The sequence below is a fragment of the Pantoea sp. 9140 genome (genome assembly GCF_000745295.1).
Taxonomy (GTDB): Bacteria; Pseudomonadota; Gammaproteobacteria; order Enterobacterales; family Enterobacteriaceae; genus Pantoea; species Pantoea vagans.
Window position 1 is genome coordinate 3382158 of the sequence record NZ_JQNO01000001.1, and the last position, 18108, is coordinate 3400265.

An 18108-nucleotide genomic window follows, 5' to 3' on the forward strand; every position below is an offset into this window, starting at 1 on the left:
AGGTCGCTGCAGGTCGCAGCGGCCAGATTCAGATTTGGATGAGCGTGTTCTGGTATTTATCCAGCATCGTCGCCAGTCGTTTGACCGGTTCCGTTACGCTGACAGGAGCCTCGTAATGGACCAGTTTTTCCTGATAGACATCCAGCTCTTTGAGCAGACGTTCAAAGTAGTAACGGCGCTTGTCGTCGCTGCTGGCGGAGATCACCCGGTCGGCGGTGTAACGCAGCTGTCGGTGATACGCAGAGAGATCGGCGTTAACGGGCACTTCTGCGTCGCGTAATCGCTGATGACCGATAATCAGCGTCAGGGCGATGCGATATTTATTGATGTCGCCAGGAAACAGGTTCAGCAGCAGAAACAGTTGCTGATAGAGCGCCGGCAGATGATTTTCGCGCCGACGCGCCTGATTGGTGGTCATGGCCGAGACCGCTGCATACATAAAGCGGTTCAGCAGTTTGCGGCCGGTGCGCGCCTTCGATTTATCCCGAATCAGCAGAATAACCATCATCGCGACAAAGCAGCCGATAACCTGACCGAGCACATTATCGAGGAAAACGTTAATGTGAAACTCCATCGGATTATCAAGGACCAGAACGTTAAGCGTACCAATCAACGCACCCAGCGTGCCGAGCTGACGCCGCTGAATGAAGATGCCGCCGATAAAACCCAGTATGCCGATGGCGATGCAGAGCAGTAGTGCGCTCTGCTGCGTCGCGGGCAGAACATACATAAAATAGAGCGCCCCGAGTGGAACCGCGACCGTCATGCCGTAGAGAAAATCCTTGGCCATCATCAGCGGGTTAGGCATACGCATCGCCAGCGCGGTAATAACGGCCAGCATGACCATACAACCACTGCCAGACGTCCAGCCCGTATAGAGCCAGAACAGCGAACCCAGCGCGGTTGCAACGAAGGTACGGATGCCGTTAATCATTGCATGATGTGTTTCAGCCGAACGCGCCTGAATCACCACTTCGCGCTGCAGAATCTCCTCTTCCAGCGAGGTTATCCGGCTGTTGCTTTTGATGCCTTTAAGCAGCAGCAGATATTCGGTAGCGGTGCCTACCCAACTGGCCAGCGTGACCGGCGTTGTTTTGCCCGTAGCGCCAATCACCCGCCGCATCACTTTCATCCGCTTATGTACCTCTTCAACCGTCGAGGCCGGTTTTTCAACCATCAACCGATACTGGGGCGGAATGTAGTCCGGACGGGAATTCTGAATGAGGAAGGTTTCGGCAGCCTGCGTTATCAGCGTCAGTGACAGGGTATTAAGCATCTGCAAACGGCGGTTGCTGTTCTTCCAGCGTGACGACTCCATCATCAGCTGGCTGCGCATGCTGTTCAGCGCCGTGGTGCGCCGCACCAGCGCGCTCCAGGCTTTATCGACCTCTTCTTTATCACCATGGGCGACGCAGAGTTGCAGCAGGTGATAGTGGGCCACCAGCAGCGAATCAACTTCCGCGTCGATCACTTTTTTAATCGAACGTGGCGAGAAGATCATGTCGGCCAGAATGGCGCACAGAATACCGAGTACGATTTCACTGCAGCGCTCAACCGCATATTGCGGCACCAGCGTCAGACCGCCGCTGGCGTTAGCCGTCACCACAATAATCAGCGCGGTATAGCCTGCCAGTCCCAGCGCATAGGAGTTTTCTACCTTAATCAGCGAAGAGAGCCAGACGCAAAGCCCTGCCCAGATGCAGCACAGCAGCAGCATCACAACCGGCGCACGCACGGTGGCGATCATGATGGTGAGTGCAGCGATACAGCCGATGAATGTCCCGATAATACGTAAAACGCCGCGATAGCGCAGTGCACCGGAATAGGGATCGCCACCCGCTGCAAACGCGGTGCCGCCCGCCACGATCCCGGCGGTCATGACTGCCCAGCGTGGTGTTTCAAGATTAAAGTGAAACCCTACCATCAGCGCTAACACCAGCGCGAAGGTCAGCTTTACCGGGAAACGCAGGAACTCGATCATATCGCCCTCTTAACCAAACTCACGCAGGCGATTGAACAGTCGGATCATGGGTGAAACCTGTTCAGGCTGGCGATCGGCCTGACCGGTAATCACCACGGTCGCGGTGGTTCCCGCCGGGAAGCGATTACCGGGCTGCTGATCAAGCCGGATGCGCACCGGCACACGCTGTGCCAGACGGACCCACTCCAGATTGGAATCTACCGTTGCCATGCCTTTACTGTCGACCGAGCTGCTGCTGTTGGTGACGCCCGCCGCGACGCTGTCGACGGTGCCACGCAGCACAATGTTGCTGCCAAGTGGCGTCACTTCAGCGCGGAAGCCCTTCTCAACGCCGTGCAGTTTGGTCTCTTCCAGGTAAGCCAGCACATAGAAAGAGTGCTGCTGAACCAGCGCCACCGCCACAGAACCACGGGTAATAAATTCGCCCTGATAGACGTTGAGGTTGGTGACCCAGCCATCGGATGGCGCTTTCACGGTGGTGCGCTCAAGATCGATCTTCGCCAGATCGCGCGTCGCCACCGATTTTGCCAGCTGATGCTCGCTGGTTTGCAGATCGTTGTTAGATTGCTCGATCGCCTCGCGCGACATTGCAGAGGTACCAAGCTGATTACGGCGGCCGGCTTCGCGACGTTTCTCACTCACCAGGGCCTGGTAATATTCAACATCCGCCTGTGCCTGATCGAGCGCCTTCTGATAGCGAGGGCGGTCAACCACAAACAGCGTATCGCCCTTCTTCACCAGTTGGTTGTCGTGTACCGGGACCTCAGTAATCAGGCCAGTGACGTCAGGCGAGATCGCCACCACGTCAGCTGCAAAACGTGCATCACGAGTCCAGGGTGATTCGGTATAGAACACCCAGGCGCGGAAGATGATAACCACTGCGATGATGACCAGCAGAATCGTGATCGCGTAGCGCGCGATTTTTCTTATGAGTGCTTTCACTTCAACCTCAGACTAATAAACGGGAGACAAGGTAAAACACACAGCAGTAAAGCGCTGTATTAAAAAGTGCCGGATGCCAGACAAGATCGTAGATGCCGCTCGGCGTCAGCACGCGTTTCACTAACCAGAACAGCATCAGTGAAATAATCAATTCGATGAAAACGGGCGGAAAAGAGAGCCCAAACATGACAAATACCGGAAGCACACTCATCACAAATCCTTAGTTCGACCTTGCCGGGATACTTCGTTGCCCTTTCAGATGTTGCAGGAAAACCCTCTGGCAGCGCTATCCGAACCGCAGCTGGCTTAATAATAGCGTATCATCGAAGGGTTTAAGGCAATGAAGAATCACCGGGAAATACCCCGGCGCGCTTATAATAACGCGCCTGACTATAAGTTTTCTACAGAATGTGATCTAAATCACTTTTAAGCCAGAGTAAATAATGGAACGACTGAAAGGTATGTCTGTCTTCGCCAGAGTGGTCGAACTCGGTTCGTTTACTGCTGCGGCGCGTCAGCTCCATCTGAGCGTCTCATCCATCAGCCAGATCGTCGCGAAACTGGAGGATGCATTGCAGGTTAAGCTGCTGAATCGCAGTACCCGCAGTATCGGGCTGACCGAGGCGGGTAAAATCTATTATCAGGGCTGCCGACGTATGCTGGCGGAAGCGACGCAGGTGCATGAACAGCTCTACGCGTTTAACAATACGCCGATTGGTGTGTTGCGCATTGGCAGCTCTTCGACCATGGCGCAGAATGTGTTAGCCGGTATGACCAGCGATATGCTGCGGGAGTATCCGGGGCTGAGTGTGAACCTGGTTACTGGCGTTCCGGCCCCGGATTTGATTGCGGATGGTCTGGATCTGGTGATTCGGGTGGGCGCATTAAAAGATTCCAGCCTCTTTTCGCGTCGTCTTGGCGCGATGCCGATGGTGGTATGCGCCGCAAAAAGCTATCTGGCCCAGCACGGCACGCCGGAGAAGCCGGGCGATATCGATAATTTTTCCTGGCTGGAATATAGCGTACGGCCCGACAACAATTTTGAGCTGATTGCACCAGAAGGCTTAGTCACCCGCCTCGCGCCACAGGGGCGTTTCGTGACCAACGATTCGCTGACGCTGATTCGCTGGCTCAAGTCGGGCAATGGCATCGCCTATGTGCCGATGATGTGGGTGATTGATGAGATCACCGCAGGCGAGATCGATATTCTGTTTCCGCACTATCAGTCCGACCCGCGTCCGGTGTATGCGCTCTATACCGAGAAGGATAAACTGCCGCTGAAGGTGCAGGTCTGCATCGATTATCTGACCGACTATTTTGAACAGGTGGCTGAACAGTATCAGCAGCACCGTAAAAGCTAACAACCCGCCGGGCGGCGGGTTGTTGAGGTCACATCAGGCGGTGCCGCCGATGGTCAGTTTATCCAGCTTCAGGGTTGGCTGACCGACACCGACCGGCAGGCTCTGACCCTCTTTACCGCAGACGCCCACGCCTTTATCCAGCGCCAGGTCATTACCCACCATTGAGATCTGCTGCATCGCTTCAATGCCGGAGCCAATCAGCGTCGCGCCTTTGACCGGTTTGGTGATTTTGCCCTTCTCAATCAGATAAGCCTCTGAGGTGGAGAAGACAAATTTGCCGGAGGTGATATCCACCTGACCGCCACCAAAGTTCGGCGCATAGATGCCGTATTCAACGCTCTCAATAATATCCTGTGGCGATGACTTGCCTGCCAGCATATAGGTGTTGGTCATGCGCGGCATTGGCAAATGCGCGTAGGATTCACGGCGTCCGTTACCGGTCGGGCTGACGCCCATCAGTCGCGCATTCAGCTTGTCCTGCATGTAGCCTTTCAGCACGCCGTTCTCAATCAGCATGTTGTACTGACCGGGAACGCCTTCATCATCGACCGCCAGTGAGCCGCGCAGACCTTCGAGGGTGCCGTCATCCACCACGGTACAGAGTTCAGAGGCAACCTGCTGACCGATTTTACCGCTGAACACCGAGGTGCCACGGCGGTTGAAGTCGCCTTCCAGACCATGACCGACTGCCTCATGCAGCAGCACACCAGGCCAGCCAGCACCCAGCACCACCGGCAACGCGCCAGCAGGTGCCGCCACGGCTGAGAGGTTAACCAGCGCCATACGCACCGCCTCACGCGCCCATGCATCAGCACGTACGTCGCCATTTTCATCTTCAAGGAAGAACGCATAGCCGGTACGTGCACCGCCGCCGCTTGCGCCGCGCTCACGCTTGCCCTGATCTTCAACCTGGACGCTGATAGAGAGGCGAACCAGCGGACGAACGTCTGCCGCCAGCGTGCCATCAGTGGCCGCCACCAGCACCTGCTCGTAAACACCGGTCAGGCTGGCATTGACTTCCTGCACGCGCGGATCAGCCGCACGGGCGACTTTATCGACGCGATGCAGCAGGGCAATTTTGTCTTCACGCGTCAGGCTGCTCAGCGGATCGACCGCCGAATAGAGCGAACGGTTCATCACGGCAGAAAGCGTATGGGCCTTGCCGTTTCCCTGTTCGCGTACAATGCTGCGAGCCGCTTCAGAGGAAAGACGCAGCGCATTCAGCGTAATCTGGTCGGCATAGGCGAAGCCGGTTTTCTCACCGCTGACCGCGCGCACGCCGACGCCCTGATCGATATGGTATGAGCCATCTTTAATGATTTTGTCTTCCAGCACCCAGGATTCGTGAAAGCTGGACTGAAAATAGAGATCGGCATAATCCAGACGACGTTCTGAAAGCTGCCCTAACAGGGAAAATAGGTCCTGCTGATTAATGCCGTTAGCAGTCAGTAACTGCTCACTTACCAGGTTCAGAGTCATCGTTTCTCACTCATTATGTGCTCAGATAATCATAGCCTGCGGTAATTCCGGTACGGCGTCAAATTCACTTGTTGTCTGTTTCACGCGGTTTACGCAGCACTTCATTGATTTCCGGTTTATCCAGCGGGCCACTGATGTGATAACGCAGCAGCGATATCTTGTTCCACAGGGGTCCCAGAACTTTACTGGCGGCAAATACCGCCGCGCCAATCACCGGATTAATGGCAAAGGCAGTCGCTACGCCGACAGAGGCAGAGATCTCAGGCGCAACCACCGCTTCCATATCTATCTGACGTTTCACCAGGTCGAGATTGCCCTGCATGGCGATGTCTGCTTCCAGTCCATCCACCAGCAGGTTATCGGTGCGCATGACGCCGTTTTCGATCCAGGCCGTGCCGTTAATCGAATCGAAATAGAACGAGTTGGTAAAGGTGTCGCTGAAGTCGAAGCGCAGCTTGCGCAGCAGCGCATCGAAGCTCACCAGTCGCAGGATTTTTCCCGCCGTGCCGGTGTTCACATCCGCGATCTGGCCTTTGCCAAAGTGGGTCTTAAGGGTGCCGCTCAGCGTCTCTGCCGAGGGCTGCCACGGTGCAGAGCGCCAGTGCAGGTCGTAAGCAATATCAAAAGGCGCATCGCGCAGCGGGGTATTCACGCCAAACCAGTTGGTCGCATTATTAATATTCGGCCCCTTAAGCGTGCCCTTCAGCGAGGTGCGCTGGTCGTCCGCGCGATTAACCCACTCACCGTTAATTTTAAGCTGCGAGCTGCCGGTATCCACTTTTCCGTTAGTAAGCGCTAACGTATCTCCTTTAGGCTGCAGCATCGCGGAGACCTGACCATATTTCTGGCCCAGTACCCAGCACTCTTTACAGCGCAGCTGTAAGGCGGGCCACTGACTGAAGTTAATGTTTGTGGTTTGCTGAGAAGACGCTTTGCCGCCCTTGCCTGCCTCGTTTTCCCATTGCGGATTGTAGTAGAGGTAATCGAGGTTCACCTGCCATGGTGCTCTGGGGGCCATCGCCAGTTCACCGCGCAGCTCTTTCGCATTGACGCTGACCTGACCTCGGCCACCTGAACTTTGTGCCAACGTCGCCTCAACCTCATGCCATTGCTGTCCGGCCAGCGTAACCGCAGGACTGCGCAGCGTAATGTTACCCGGCAGTGTAACGCCACCGGTCTGGAAGTCGCTCCCGCCGCCCGACACACCCGCTCCCGCAGAGCCGCCTGCAGCCATCATCGCTACCCAGGCCTCACCATCCAGCGCGGGCAGATTCAGTACCATGCCCTCATGATCAGGTAGCGCAGGCGTTTTCTGTGCATCATTCAGCCAGATGCCACGATCAACGCGCAGCGTCGGCTCCAGCAACCAGCGGCTGTTAAAACGGTGGTTTGCATCGACGCTGCCGCTGAGATCGAAATGGTTCAGGTCGCCGCTGGCCTGAATGGCAACTGGCATCGCCTCACCGGCTTTTTTATCGAGTGATGCAGGTAAGTGACTGCTTACTTCTTTGGCATTACCGTTCAGCGTCACGTCATAACGTGCCCCGCCATGATGCGGCAGCGTAATATTGACGTCCCCCTGCCACGGCAGATGCCCGCCGAGCTGCTTGCTGACAGCTGCCGGAACCTGGCTGATTTTCGCGGGTTGCCAGTCGCCCTGAAGTTTGACGTTAACGCCAAAGTCATCCGGATTCTCCCGGGTGCTGAAACGGACGCCCATCGGCTGCCCAAACCAGTTCGCCCGCAGGTCCTCACTGGCCAGATTGCCGTTGTCATAACGGAAGCGGCCAGAAAGATTGTTGATGGTGGTTTTTAACGGTTTGATAAACAGCGAATTGTTATTGAGATCGACATTGCCGCGGGCGTGGACCTGCTCTCCATCCAGTGGAATATCCAGATTCAGATGACCACCGACACGGCCTTTAATTTCCAGTTGCTCCAGCGCGGCACCCAGTGACGGCTTAAGCGGCGTCTGATCGAAATAGTCAGCGATCTGCTGGCCTTCACCACTGATATCCCCGTCGATGATCAGTTTTTCTTTCAGGTAGTCAGGGATCACCGCCGTGACGTTGCGAGCATCTACTTCGCCCAGTCTGGCCACTGGCGCTTTCATCCACAGACCGTCGTTCAGGAAATTGAGGTCGACATCGAGATTGCTCAGCGCCGGCCATTTGGGCTGAAATGCATAGGTCGCCTGGCGAAGCGGCACCCAGACCTGGAACATGCCATCATTGTGCTTGAAAGGGAACAGCGCCGGGTTACCGGCAAACAGCAGCGTGGCGTTGTCCACCCTGCCACCCTTCACTGCCCCACTCAGATAGTGCGTCAGGCTGTTACCCATCAGCGGCACCGGGAAGTAGCGCCAGGCATCGCCCGCATCGGTAAGCCGGATACCCGCCAGAATATCCAGACGGGGCTCGCCGCCGCTATTCTGCTGGTAGCTGAAGTCGCCGCGCGCCCAGAGTGAGCGCGCTTCGAGGTCAAGGTTTTCACCCGCCAGCGTCAGGCCATGTTCATCTTTAAGCCAGCGCAGTGCCCCGGTCACCCGCTTAATCTCTAAGGGTGCCTGGAACATGTCGCCATAGGGGACGGTTGCCGCGCCCATATCCACACTGACCTGACCATGGCTCAGGCTGCCGCGTGCTTCTCCACTCAGGTGACTGATGCCCGGCAACAGTTTCCAGTGCTGCCAGCTGAAATCACGCCACTTCACCTGTAAGCGGGTTTTTTCAGGCTGCTGTAATGGAATATCCAGCGCCAGGCCATCGATGGTGCCCTGTGGCTGCAGCGTCTGCCAGTTTTCAAACAGCGTCGGAGAGAGCGGCGCAAATAACGGAACGATCGGCGCAATATGACTCAGCACCAGCTGTGTGGCGCGCACCCGCACTTCCTGCTGACCATCCGGCCCCAGCAACTGCTTATCTTCAGGACGCCATAGCAGCGAGAAGTGACCGGCAGGCCAGGCCTCGCCGTCAGTACTGAGCCGCGTCTGCGGCACATTGACCACCCAGCCATTCTGGAAGCGTGACAGATGCGCGGTCAGCCCATCGACTTCTATGCGGTGTCGTCCGGTTTCGCCCTGCCAGCTGGCGCCGCCCTTGCGCAGCAGCAGATCGCCAGCATAGATGTCGCCATCACGCAGGTTAACCCAGGCCGCCAGGCTGAAGCGGGCGCTGTCCAGCCGAGTATTGTCGCGCACCCAGCGGCCCAGCCATGGACGCATGTCGACATCGTCGGCCTGCATCCAGATGCGGCCGTCATTAAGTAAACCGTTGCTGTCGTTAAGGTCGAGCCGCACCTGAACCACGCCGTGCTGACCGGTAAAGCTCGACAGACTGACTTCGCCTTCGGCGCGATGGCGGTTATCTTCATTGACCCAGGTGAGTCGGGGGATCGCCAGCTCAGCATGCTGGCCGGAAGGCGTACGGAAACGAATGGTGCTGTCGCGCAGGTCAAAGTGGTCAAACTGACGCAGGAAAAGTTCGTTAATCTGCGCCGGACGGAAACTGTTTTTCTCTTTGTCGTTGTCGAGTAAGGGGCGATTCGTGTCGAGGTGCAGCTGCCAGAAGGTCAGATCGCGGAACTGCCAGCGCCAGTGCAGCAGAGACTGCCAGACGTCGAGCGCCAGATTGATACGTTTAATCGTGAGTTTGCCGTTTTCATGCAGATCGACGCTGAGGTCACGAACCTGCAGGGTTGGGCCGAAATTCTCCCATTTACCCTGTAACTGGCTGGCGTTGACCGGCACATCCGTTTTGTCGGAGATGAATTGCAGAAGGTTGTTGCGATAGCTGTCGAGATGCGGCATCACCAGACGCAATCCGCTGACCAGCAGCGCGACAATCACGATGATTGCCGCGACCAGCAGTAACAAAATCCTCGGCAACTGCCTCACTCACGCCTCTCCTTGTGTTCCGTAAACGACGGATAGTTGGTTCTCATACCCGACCGTCTTCGAATAAAAGCGTTAAAGATACGCATTTTATCCCAAACAAGGGCGTTTATTCAGCCCGATTACGGGCTGACGTTACATCATTACCACGTCGAACTGCTCCTGAGTGTAGAGCGCTTCAACATGAACTTTCACCTGCTTACCCACAAAGATTTCCACTTCAGCCAGCGCATGAGACTCGTCGGTTTTTAGCGCCTCACCGACTGTCGGTGAAACATAGACCAGGAAACGGTCAGAATCATAAGCGTGGTGAACCCGCACAATCTCACGCATGATTTCATAGCAGACCGTTTCAACCGTTTTCAGCGTGCCGCGCCCTTTGCAGACCGGGCAATCCTGGCACAGGACATGCTCAATGCTTTCACGGGTACGCTTACGCGTCATCTCCACCAGACCCAGCGCCGAAAAACCATTAATCCCGGTTTTAACCCGATCTTTACTGAGCGCGCTTTCCAGTGAATGCAGTACCCGGCGTCGATGGTCTTCATTGCTCATGTCGATGAAGTCGATAATGATGATACCGCCCAGATTACGCAGTCGCAGCTGACGCGCAATCGCCTGAGTGGCTTCAACATTGGTGTTGAATATCGTCTCATCGAGATTGCGATGCCCAACAAATGCACCGGTATTAATATCGATAGTCGTCATCGCTTCGGTCTGATCGATGATCAGATATCCGCCTGACTTTAGTTCAACTTTGCGATCCAGCGAGCGCTGAATCTCATTTTCAACGTCAAACAGGTCAAAAATAGGCTGTTTACCGTTGTAGAGCTCCAGTTTACCGGCCATCTCCGGAATATATTCGCCGGTAAATTCCACCAGCATGTCGCAGGTCAGACGCGAATCGACCCGAATGCGATCCAGCGCTGCGCCCGCGAAATCACGCAGGATACGCTGCGCCAGGGCCAGCTCGCCATAGAGCAGACAGCGGGTCTGGTTGCGCTTTTTACGCTCGCTGACTTTGGTCCAGAGACGTTTGAGAAAAGCCGCGTCCTGCGCCAGCTCCTCTTCGCCGATCCCTTCTGCGGCAGTGCGGATGATAAAACCGCCCAGATCGTCGCAGTAATCCGCCACCACCGCTTTAAGCCGATCGCGCTCTTTCTCACTCTCGATGCGCTGAGAGACACCGACGTGCGATGCGCCAGGCATAAAGACCAAGTAACGCGAAGGCAGGGTAATGTCGGTGGTCAGTCGGGCACCTTTGGTGCCCAGCGGATCCTTGACCACCTGAACCACCAGATCCTGTCCCTGACGCACCAGCTCGGCGATATCGCGCACGATGAAATTTTTCTTTTCATCGCCCGCCACACATTCCGTATGCGGCATGATGTCAGAAGCGTGCAGAAAGGCGGCTTTTTCCAGGCCGATATCGACAAAGGCGGCCTGCATGCCGGGCAGAACACGGCTTACCCGTCCTTTGTAAATATTGCCAACAATGCCGCGCCGCGCTTCGCGCTCAATATGGATTTCCTGAAGGATGCCGCCATCAATGTAAGCAACGCGTGTTTCAGAAGGCGTGACGTTAACCAGTAATTCAGCCGTCATGTTGACCCCTTACGGCACGCAGTGACTGGAAATGGCTGAGCAGTTCCGCTGTCTCAACTAACGGTAATCCGACCACTGCATGATAACTTCCATTAATTTTGCGGACAAAGTTTCCTCCCCTGCCCTGAATACCGTATGCACCCGCTTTATCCATTGGCTCACCGGTCGCGATATAGTCGTCGATGTCGCTCTCAGTTAAGGTGCGGAATGTCACATCAGTCGTCACGATGCAATCCAGCGCCTGCTGGCTGTCGGCCAGCGCCACTGCCGTCATGACCTGATGCGTATGACCGGAGAGTTTACGCAGCATCGCGTGGGCATCGGCGGCATCGCGCGGTTTTTCCAGCACGTCACCATTCAGCACGACAATCGTATCTGCGCCCAGCACCGGCAGATCCTGCGCGGCCAGTTTTACGCCCGCCTGCGCTTTGTCATTAGCCAGACGGCGGACATAGCTCTCAGCCGCTTCATTCGGCTGACGCTGTTCTTCAACGTCAGTCACGATGCGCTCAAATGTCAGGCCAAGTTGAGTTAACAGCTCACGACGACGCGGTGAACCGGAAGCAAGATAGAGGGTTACCATAAATTTCCTTATTGAACAGCGAACTGACGACGAATTTTTCTCATAAGTAAGAATAGCCAGGGCCAGAGAATACCGTCGACGACACTGCTCCAGAAAATTTCAGGTCGGAATGAAACGTTGATTACCAGGAATTCAGCCCAGAAGACAATTACATCCATCGCCAGTGACAGCACCATAACCATTAACGCTTGCTGCCACAACGCTAAGTTGCGGAATAACTGGAACTTAAAGGCTATCAGGTAGGCGATGATACTGAGTGCCAGCGCACGTACGCCCAGCGTGGATCCGGCAATCAGATCCATGATAGCACCCAGCATAAATCCGCTGCCGACGTTGACCCGATGCGGCAGTGCGAGAACCCAGTAGATAAGGATGAGCAGCAGCCATGAAGGCCGGAACATATAAATTTCATCCGGCCATGGCATGATCTGCAGGACTAACGCGACCAGGAAAGAGAGCCAGATGACCCAACGTCCCTGGCTGCGATATCGACTCAAGGCTGCCCCCCGCGTGAACGCGAGGAGTTGCTCTGTCCGCTACTGCCACTGCTGCCTGTTGATGGAGCAGGCGGCCCCATCTGTGCGGTGGGTGCAGGCGGACCCATTTCACCCGCAGGCGGTAAGACCTGCGGCATCATCTGCATCAGACGCTCATTCGCAACGCGATGAACCTCATCCTGCGGCAGCGGCATATCGCCATTGCGATCTGCGCCCCACAGCAGCAGCAGATAACGCAGACGCTGCAGACCCGCGGTCGGATGCGCCTGAATCACCGTGTAAGCGCGCTGAGTATCCACTTTCACTGAGGAGACCACGCCCACCGGATAACCCTCAGGGAAACGACCACCGATACCTGACGTCACCAGCACATCGCCGACCCGAATGTCCGTATTACCCGGCAGATGCTCAAGCTGGAGATCTTCAGTACAGCCGTTACCCGCGGCAATCACACGAATGTCATTACGCAGCACCTGAATAGGCAGCGCATGTGACGCATCGCAGATCAGCAGAACACGGCTGGTGAGCTGTCCGACGGCGATAACCTGACCGACCACGCCTTTATCACTGATGACCGGCTGACCTTCATAGACACCGTTAACGCTGCCTTTGTCGATCACCACCTGGTCGGTGTAAGGATCGGTGCCGGTGGAGATCACCTGCGTCACCATCTTTTGCTCATCCTGACGCAGCGGTGAACCCAGCAGTTCACGCAGGCGTGCGTTTTCCTGCTTATATTGCCCCAGCATTAGCAGGTTACTGTTTTTCAGGAAGAGCTCACGACGTAACGCTTTATTTTCCTGCTCCAGCTGCTGACGCGACGCCAGCGACTCCGACACGCCATCCAGCAGCTGACGTGGCCCATTAGCCAGGAAGTAAAACGGACTGACCGACGTATCCAGATAGTTGCGTATTTGGGTGAAAGAGCTCACACGGCTGTCGGCAATGATAATGGCAATTGCCACAATGACCGCCAGGAAAAGACGCAACTGCAGGGAAGGTCCCCTGCTAAAAATCGGCTTCATATAATCTGCGTGATCCTCGACAACAGGAGAGGAAGCGACGGCAAAACACCGTGCTTCCCTGGGCTGAACGCACTGTACCGGCACAGATTTCGCCGGTTCACATGCCACTCCCTCGCATGATCATTGCGTTCTCAGCCGGTTGAGGCAATTATTCTTCGCTGAACAAATCGCCGCCATGCATGTCGATCATTTCCAGCGCCTTGCCGCCACCGCGCGCCACACAGGTCAGCGGATCTTCAGCAACAACAACCGGAATACCCGTCTCTTCCATCAGCAGGCGATCCAGGTTGCGCAGTAATGCACCACCACCGGTCAGCACCATACCGCGCTCTGAGATATCGGAGGCCAGCTCAGGCGGACACTGCTCAAGAGCAACCATCACCGCGCTAACGATGCCGGTTAACGGCTCCTGCAGCGCTTCCAGAATTTCGTTGGAGTTCAGCGTGAAGCCGCGCGGTACACCTTCTGCCAGGTTACGGCCACGCACTTCAATTTCACGGACTTCATCACCCGGATAGGCTGAACCGATCTCATGCTTAATACGTTCTGCGGTCGCTTCACCGATCAGTGAACCGTAGTTACGACGCACATAATTAATAATAGCTTCATCGAAACGATCGCCACCAATACGTACGGATGAGGAGTAGACCACACCGTTCAGGGAGATCACCGCCACTTCGGTAGTACCACCACCGATATCAACGACCATTGAACCGGTCGCTTCAGAAACGGGCAGACCTGCACCAATGGCTGCAGCCATCGGCTCTTCAATCAGAAAGACTTCACGCGCGCCGGCGCCCTGAGCGGATTCACGAATCGCACGACGTTCTACCTGCGTAGCCCCGACAGGTACGCAGACCAGCACACGTGGGCTGGGACGCATAAAGCTGTTGCTGTGAACCTGCTTGATGAAGTGTTGCAGCATCTTTTCGGTCACGAAGAAGTCAGCGATAACGCCATCTTTCATCGGACGGATAGCGGCAATATTGCCTGGCGTACGGCCGAGCATCTGTTTGGCGTCATGACCTACGGCCGCGACGCTTTTCGGTGAACCGGCACGGTCCTGACGAATAGCAACCACGGAAGGCTCGTTCAGCACGATGCCCTGTCCTTTTACGTAAATCAGGGTATTCGCGGTACCCAGGTCAATGGACAAGTCGTTGGAAAACATGCCACGAAATTTTTTAAACATACTAAGGGATAATCCTGCAAGCTGGGGGCGGAAAATAAAATCCGCTTACTTTACCAACCACACGAAGCTGCCACAAGGCGCAAAAACGTTCTGCTTCGGTGAAAAAAGACGCCTGATTGCGTTTAAGTCATCTGAACCCGCGATCCGTAGCAGCAGAATGGCGACCAGACGCCATCAGTGCTGCATTTGCCGTGATTTCCGCTTGCCATGCCCGACATAAAATTTAACATTTCCGGCACGATGGTTATGGGTTCAGATGCGGCTTAACATTAAAAAAAACCGTCAATTTCTGTCATTACGGCAGCAAATCATTAAATACGGTAACGTTGGGAATACTTCTTCACGTTACTGTTAACCGGAAGCGAAGGGGCAAAAAAGTCGCCCTGCCCGCCTGCCACACCTAGCGCCACTAATGTCTGCCACTCCGCTTTAGTGCGGACACCGGTAGCAAACACCTGAATACCCGTGGACTTACAGACCTCCAGCAGACTCTGTACAAACAGCTGATTGGCGGTCCGCCGTTCAATGTTGCGCACCAGACCCGCATCAAGCTTGATCAGTTCCAGCGGCAGGTGTCGTATATAGGCGCTGCTGACGACGGTTAAACCCGCCTGATTTACCGCTACCCGACAGCCAAAAGCCTTAAGTGCACGGAATACTGGCGTTAAATGGTCGATGTGTTGACAGACATCTGCCTCGGCAAGTTCAAATAAAAATCGTTTTCTTTGTGATTTGGGGCACTGCAGCAGCATATTCTGCAGCCAGAGGACAAATGAACGTTGCAGGAGAGAGGTTATCGTCACCGGCATCACCAGCGTCTCTTCCGGCCAGAGTTCAGAGAGTGCCGCGATGCGCGTGACCATCTGACGATCCCAGCCATCAGCCATACCGAGCTGCTGCACCAGCGGCATATATTCTGCGGCCAGCACCTCTTTATCGCCATCGAAGATGCGGGTCAGCATGACCCGATGCTGTACCTTGCCTTCGGTATTCACGGTGGGTTTATGGTACAGCCGCGGACCGCCGCGACTAAGCGTGTTCTCCAGCAGGGTTCGCCAGCGCACGCTACCCCGTCCGGCGTCCTGAGGATTTCCTTCGCCATTAGTCCAGTTATTACCCCCCAGCAGTGCCGCACGTCGTGTGGCCATTTCGGCATTTTCTATCACCTGCAGGACGGTCTGCCCGCTGTGCCAGGCAGTGATACCGATGTGGATCAGATCATCGCGATTGACCAAGTGCATCGGCGGCAGAGAATCAACAGCATTGATCAGCTGATCGGCAATACTGTTTGCCTCTTTAAGACTGCGATGCGGCAGTAATACAGCAAAATCACTGCGAAAATAGCGTGCCAGCAAGGCGCCGGGATAGCGCAGCACAAAGGTAGAGAGCATGTTGACGAAATTGAACAGGTACTCCTCAACCAGCGCCGGCTCCAGTGAATCTTTCAGCGCGTCCAGATCGGGCAGGCGCACCATCATCACTACACCGTGGGTACCGACAGCTTCCTGATCTTCCAGCAGGGTCGCGAGCTGATTATCAAAGAACAGCCGGTTGTTAAGGCCAGTGCGTCCATCCTGCGCGGCAAAGGTGCGGATCAGCGTGTCGATACGCAGACGCTGTTCGCCCGCTTCCTGAAGATCCGCCAGCAGTACATCCATCGCGCGACTCGCTCTGGGTGGCCACTCATCCACATCCCGTTTCGGCACGACCCCGCGTTCGCCGTTGATAATCGCCTCTGCCCGTACTTCAAGATGCTCCATGCCACGCCACTGACGGCTGAGCCAGCGATGCATCATCAGCAACAGCAGACTCATCACCAGCATGGCCGTAAACAGAATGCCCAGCGTAGAGGTACCGGTGAATGAGCGCAGCCAGGTTTTGGCAGGATCAAGGGTGACAACCCGCAGCTGCAAACCGGTCTGATGCATCAAAGGCACATCGACCTGGATAAAACGATTGGGTTCGTCTTCCAGCATCTGGTTTTCGTGTCGGGAGAGTGTGAGGAAAGTCTGCCTGCCGTTATGAAGGGAAATCTGCTCGGCATTCATTATGGGCATCATGCGCGTAAGCCAGTTATGAAGCTGTTCTGGCGTCTCGGAGAACATCGCCTGATCGACCTCGGTCGCCAGCACCTGCGCCCGATGTTCAACCCGCTGATGACTGAACCAGAAAACACTGAATGCGCAGCCTGCCAGCATTAATGACATCGCCAGCAGGCTTAAAAAGGTAATAAACGCAGATAATTTTGTGGTTAATCGCATCCCTGTGCCTGTATTGCTGCGGTGATAACCGGATCACCCCACCTTGTACCGTCAGCCTGACGAAAACGCGAGCAAAATAGCATAATTTGCCGCTGCCGACAGCGCCGAGTCGCATGAAGCCGAAGTATATCGTCGGGACAGGATTGCTGATGTTGATCCCGACACTTTTCAGCGCATTCTCATCGCGCAGGCCAGCCAGGAAATTTCACATTTTCAGGGCGAAACTGGCTGATATCAGCGATAGTCATCATGCTGGTTGATGACATCCTGTCTGGAGAAGCCCCATGAAACGCATACCCTGTCTGACCGAAGCCGACGTAACGCCGGAAAGCATATTTAATATGAAGCGCCGCCAGGTGCTGAAAACACTGGGACTGAGCGCTGCGGCGATGGGTATGCCGGGCGTGGCAAATGCCGATATCCTCAGCTGGTTCAAAGGCAACGATCGCCCACCTGCCCCAGCAGGCCGGCCGCTCGACTTCACCAAACCGGCGCAATATCAGGCCGATCTGACACTGACGCCTGCGGATAAAGTTTCTGGCTACAACAATTTCTACGAGTTCGGGCTGGATAAGGCCGATCCGGCTGCCAATGCCGGAACATTGAAAACAGAGCCCTGGAAACTGACCATTGATGGCGAAGTGTCGAAGCCCGTAACCCTGGATATGGATGACATCTTCAAACGCTTTGCTATGGAGCAGAGAATTTATCGCATGCGCTGCGTGGAGGCCTGGTCGATGGTGGTGCCCTGGGTAGGCTTTGAGCTGAATAAACTTCTCTCGCTGGCGGAACCCACCAGCAAAGCGCGCTTTGTTGCCTTTCAGACGCTCTACGATCCCGAGCAGATGCCGGGCCAGAAGGATCGCTTTATTGGCGGTGGCCTCAATTATCCCTATGTCGAAGGTTTGCGTCTGGATGAAGCAATGCATCCGCTAACCATACTGACCACCGGTGTCTATGGCAAAGCGCTGCCGCCGCAGAATGGCGCGCCGATTCGTCTGACGGTGCCGTGGAAATATGGCTTTAAAGGCATTAAGTCGATCGTCAAAATCACGCTGACCGACAAACAGCCGCCAACCACCTGGAACCAGATTGCCGCCGACGAGTATGGTTTTTATGCCAATGTGAATCCCCACGTTAATCATCCACGTTGGTCACAGGCGACAGAGCGGTTTATTGGCCCAGGCGGCAGTCTGAAGGTCGAACGTCAGCCAACGCTACTGTTTAACGGCTATGCCGAACAGGTGGCGTCGCTCTACCGCGGCATGGACTTACGGGAGAATTATTAGG

The 18108-nt window shown here is 55.5% G+C and carries 13 protein-coding genes; 2 read left to right on the plus strand and 11 right to left on the minus strand.

Translation table 11 applies throughout. The annotated features are described in order from the left end of the window. Nucleotides 1-28 precede the first annotated feature (28 nt). The 3 genes from aaeB to aaeX are packed head-to-tail and all read right to left on the minus strand — an operon-like array spanning nt 29 to nt 3134. A complete protein-coding gene (aaeB, locus tag FA92_RS15645; RefSeq protein ID WP_033784120.1) occupies nt 29-1981 on the minus strand; it encodes a p-hydroxybenzoic acid efflux pump subunit AaeB in 1953 nt (650 codons plus the stop codon). Nucleotides 1982-1990: 9 nt separating this feature from the next. Beyond that, on the minus strand, nt 1991-2923 hold the full coding sequence (aaeA, locus tag FA92_RS15650; protein ID WP_013359200.1) for a p-hydroxybenzoic acid efflux pump subunit AaeA: 933 nt from the start codon (nt 2921-2923) through the stop codon (nt 1991-1993). Between the two features lie 7 nt (nt 2924-2930). Further along, on the minus strand, nt 2931-3134 hold the full coding sequence (aaeX, locus tag FA92_RS15655) for a p-hydroxybenzoic acid efflux pump operon protein AaeX (RefSeq protein WP_003855277.1): 204 nt from the start codon (nt 3132-3134) through the stop codon (nt 2931-2933). A gap of 232 nt (nt 3135-3366) precedes the next feature. Between aaeX and aaeR the strand changes: the two genes are divergently transcribed. After that, on the plus strand, nt 3367-4284 hold the full coding sequence (gene aaeR / locus FA92_RS15660; protein ID WP_013359201.1) for an HTH-type transcriptional activator AaeR: 918 nt from the start codon (nt 3367-3369) through the stop codon (nt 4282-4284). Nucleotides 4285-4317: 33 nt separating this feature from the next. Here aaeR and tldD read toward each other — a convergent pair whose 3' ends face one another. The 8 genes from tldD to csrD all read right to left on the minus strand — a co-directional run bounded on the left by tldD (nt 4318) and on the right by csrD (nt 16818). Further along, a complete protein-coding gene (gene tldD / locus FA92_RS15665; protein ID WP_033784121.1) occupies nt 4318-5763 on the minus strand; it encodes a metalloprotease TldD in 1446 nt (481 codons plus the stop codon). 64 nt (nt 5764-5827) lie between these two features. Next, nucleotides 5828-9658, minus strand: a complete 3831-nt coding sequence (yhdP, locus tag FA92_RS15670; RefSeq protein WP_033784122.1) for an AsmA2 domain-containing protein YhdP — start codon at nt 9656-9658, stop codon at nt 5828-5830. 132 nt (nt 9659-9790) lie between these two features. Further along, nucleotides 9791-11260, minus strand: a complete 1470-nt coding sequence (gene rng, locus FA92_RS15675) for a ribonuclease G (RefSeq protein WP_003855268.1) — start codon at nt 11258-11260, stop codon at nt 9791-9793. Continuing rightward, nucleotides 11250-11843 (minus strand): Maf family protein, encoded by a 594-nt coding sequence (locus tag FA92_RS15680; protein ID WP_013359204.1) that lies wholly within the window; start codon nt 11841-11843, stop codon nt 11250-11252. The genes rng and FA92_RS15680 overlap by 11 nt, the downstream gene beginning before the upstream one ends. Before the next feature lie 8 nt (nt 11844-11851). After that, nucleotides 11852-12340, minus strand: coding sequence for a rod shape-determining protein MreD (mreD, locus tag FA92_RS15685; protein ID WP_013359205.1), 489 nt, complete (start codon nt 12338-12340; stop codon nt 11852-11854). Beyond that, the gene (gene mreC / locus FA92_RS15690) at nt 12337-13365 is read right to left on the minus strand and encodes a rod shape-determining protein MreC (RefSeq protein WP_013359206.1); all 1029 of its coding nucleotides are present in this window, start codon (nt 13363-13365) and stop codon (nt 12337-12339) included. Before mreC ends, mreD begins: the two co-directional genes overlap by 4 nt. 148 nt (nt 13366-13513) lie before the next feature. After that, complete coding sequence (gene mreB / locus FA92_RS15695; protein WP_003855260.1) at nt 13514-14557, minus strand: rod shape-determining protein MreB; 1044 nt, start codon at nt 14555-14557, stop codon at nt 13514-13516. 311 nt (nt 14558-14868) lie between these two features. Further along, nucleotides 14869-16818, minus strand: a complete 1950-nt coding sequence (gene csrD / locus FA92_RS15700) for an RNase E specificity factor CsrD (protein WP_033784123.1) — start codon at nt 16816-16818, stop codon at nt 14869-14871. Nucleotides 16819-17102: 284 nt separating this feature from the next. Between csrD and msrP the strand changes: the two genes are divergently transcribed. Continuing rightward, nucleotides 17103-18107 (plus strand): protein-methionine-sulfoxide reductase catalytic subunit MsrP, encoded by a 1005-nt coding sequence (msrP, locus tag FA92_RS15705; RefSeq protein WP_013359209.1) that lies wholly within the window; start codon nt 17103-17105, stop codon nt 18105-18107. Nucleotide 18108 lies beyond the last annotated feature (1 nt).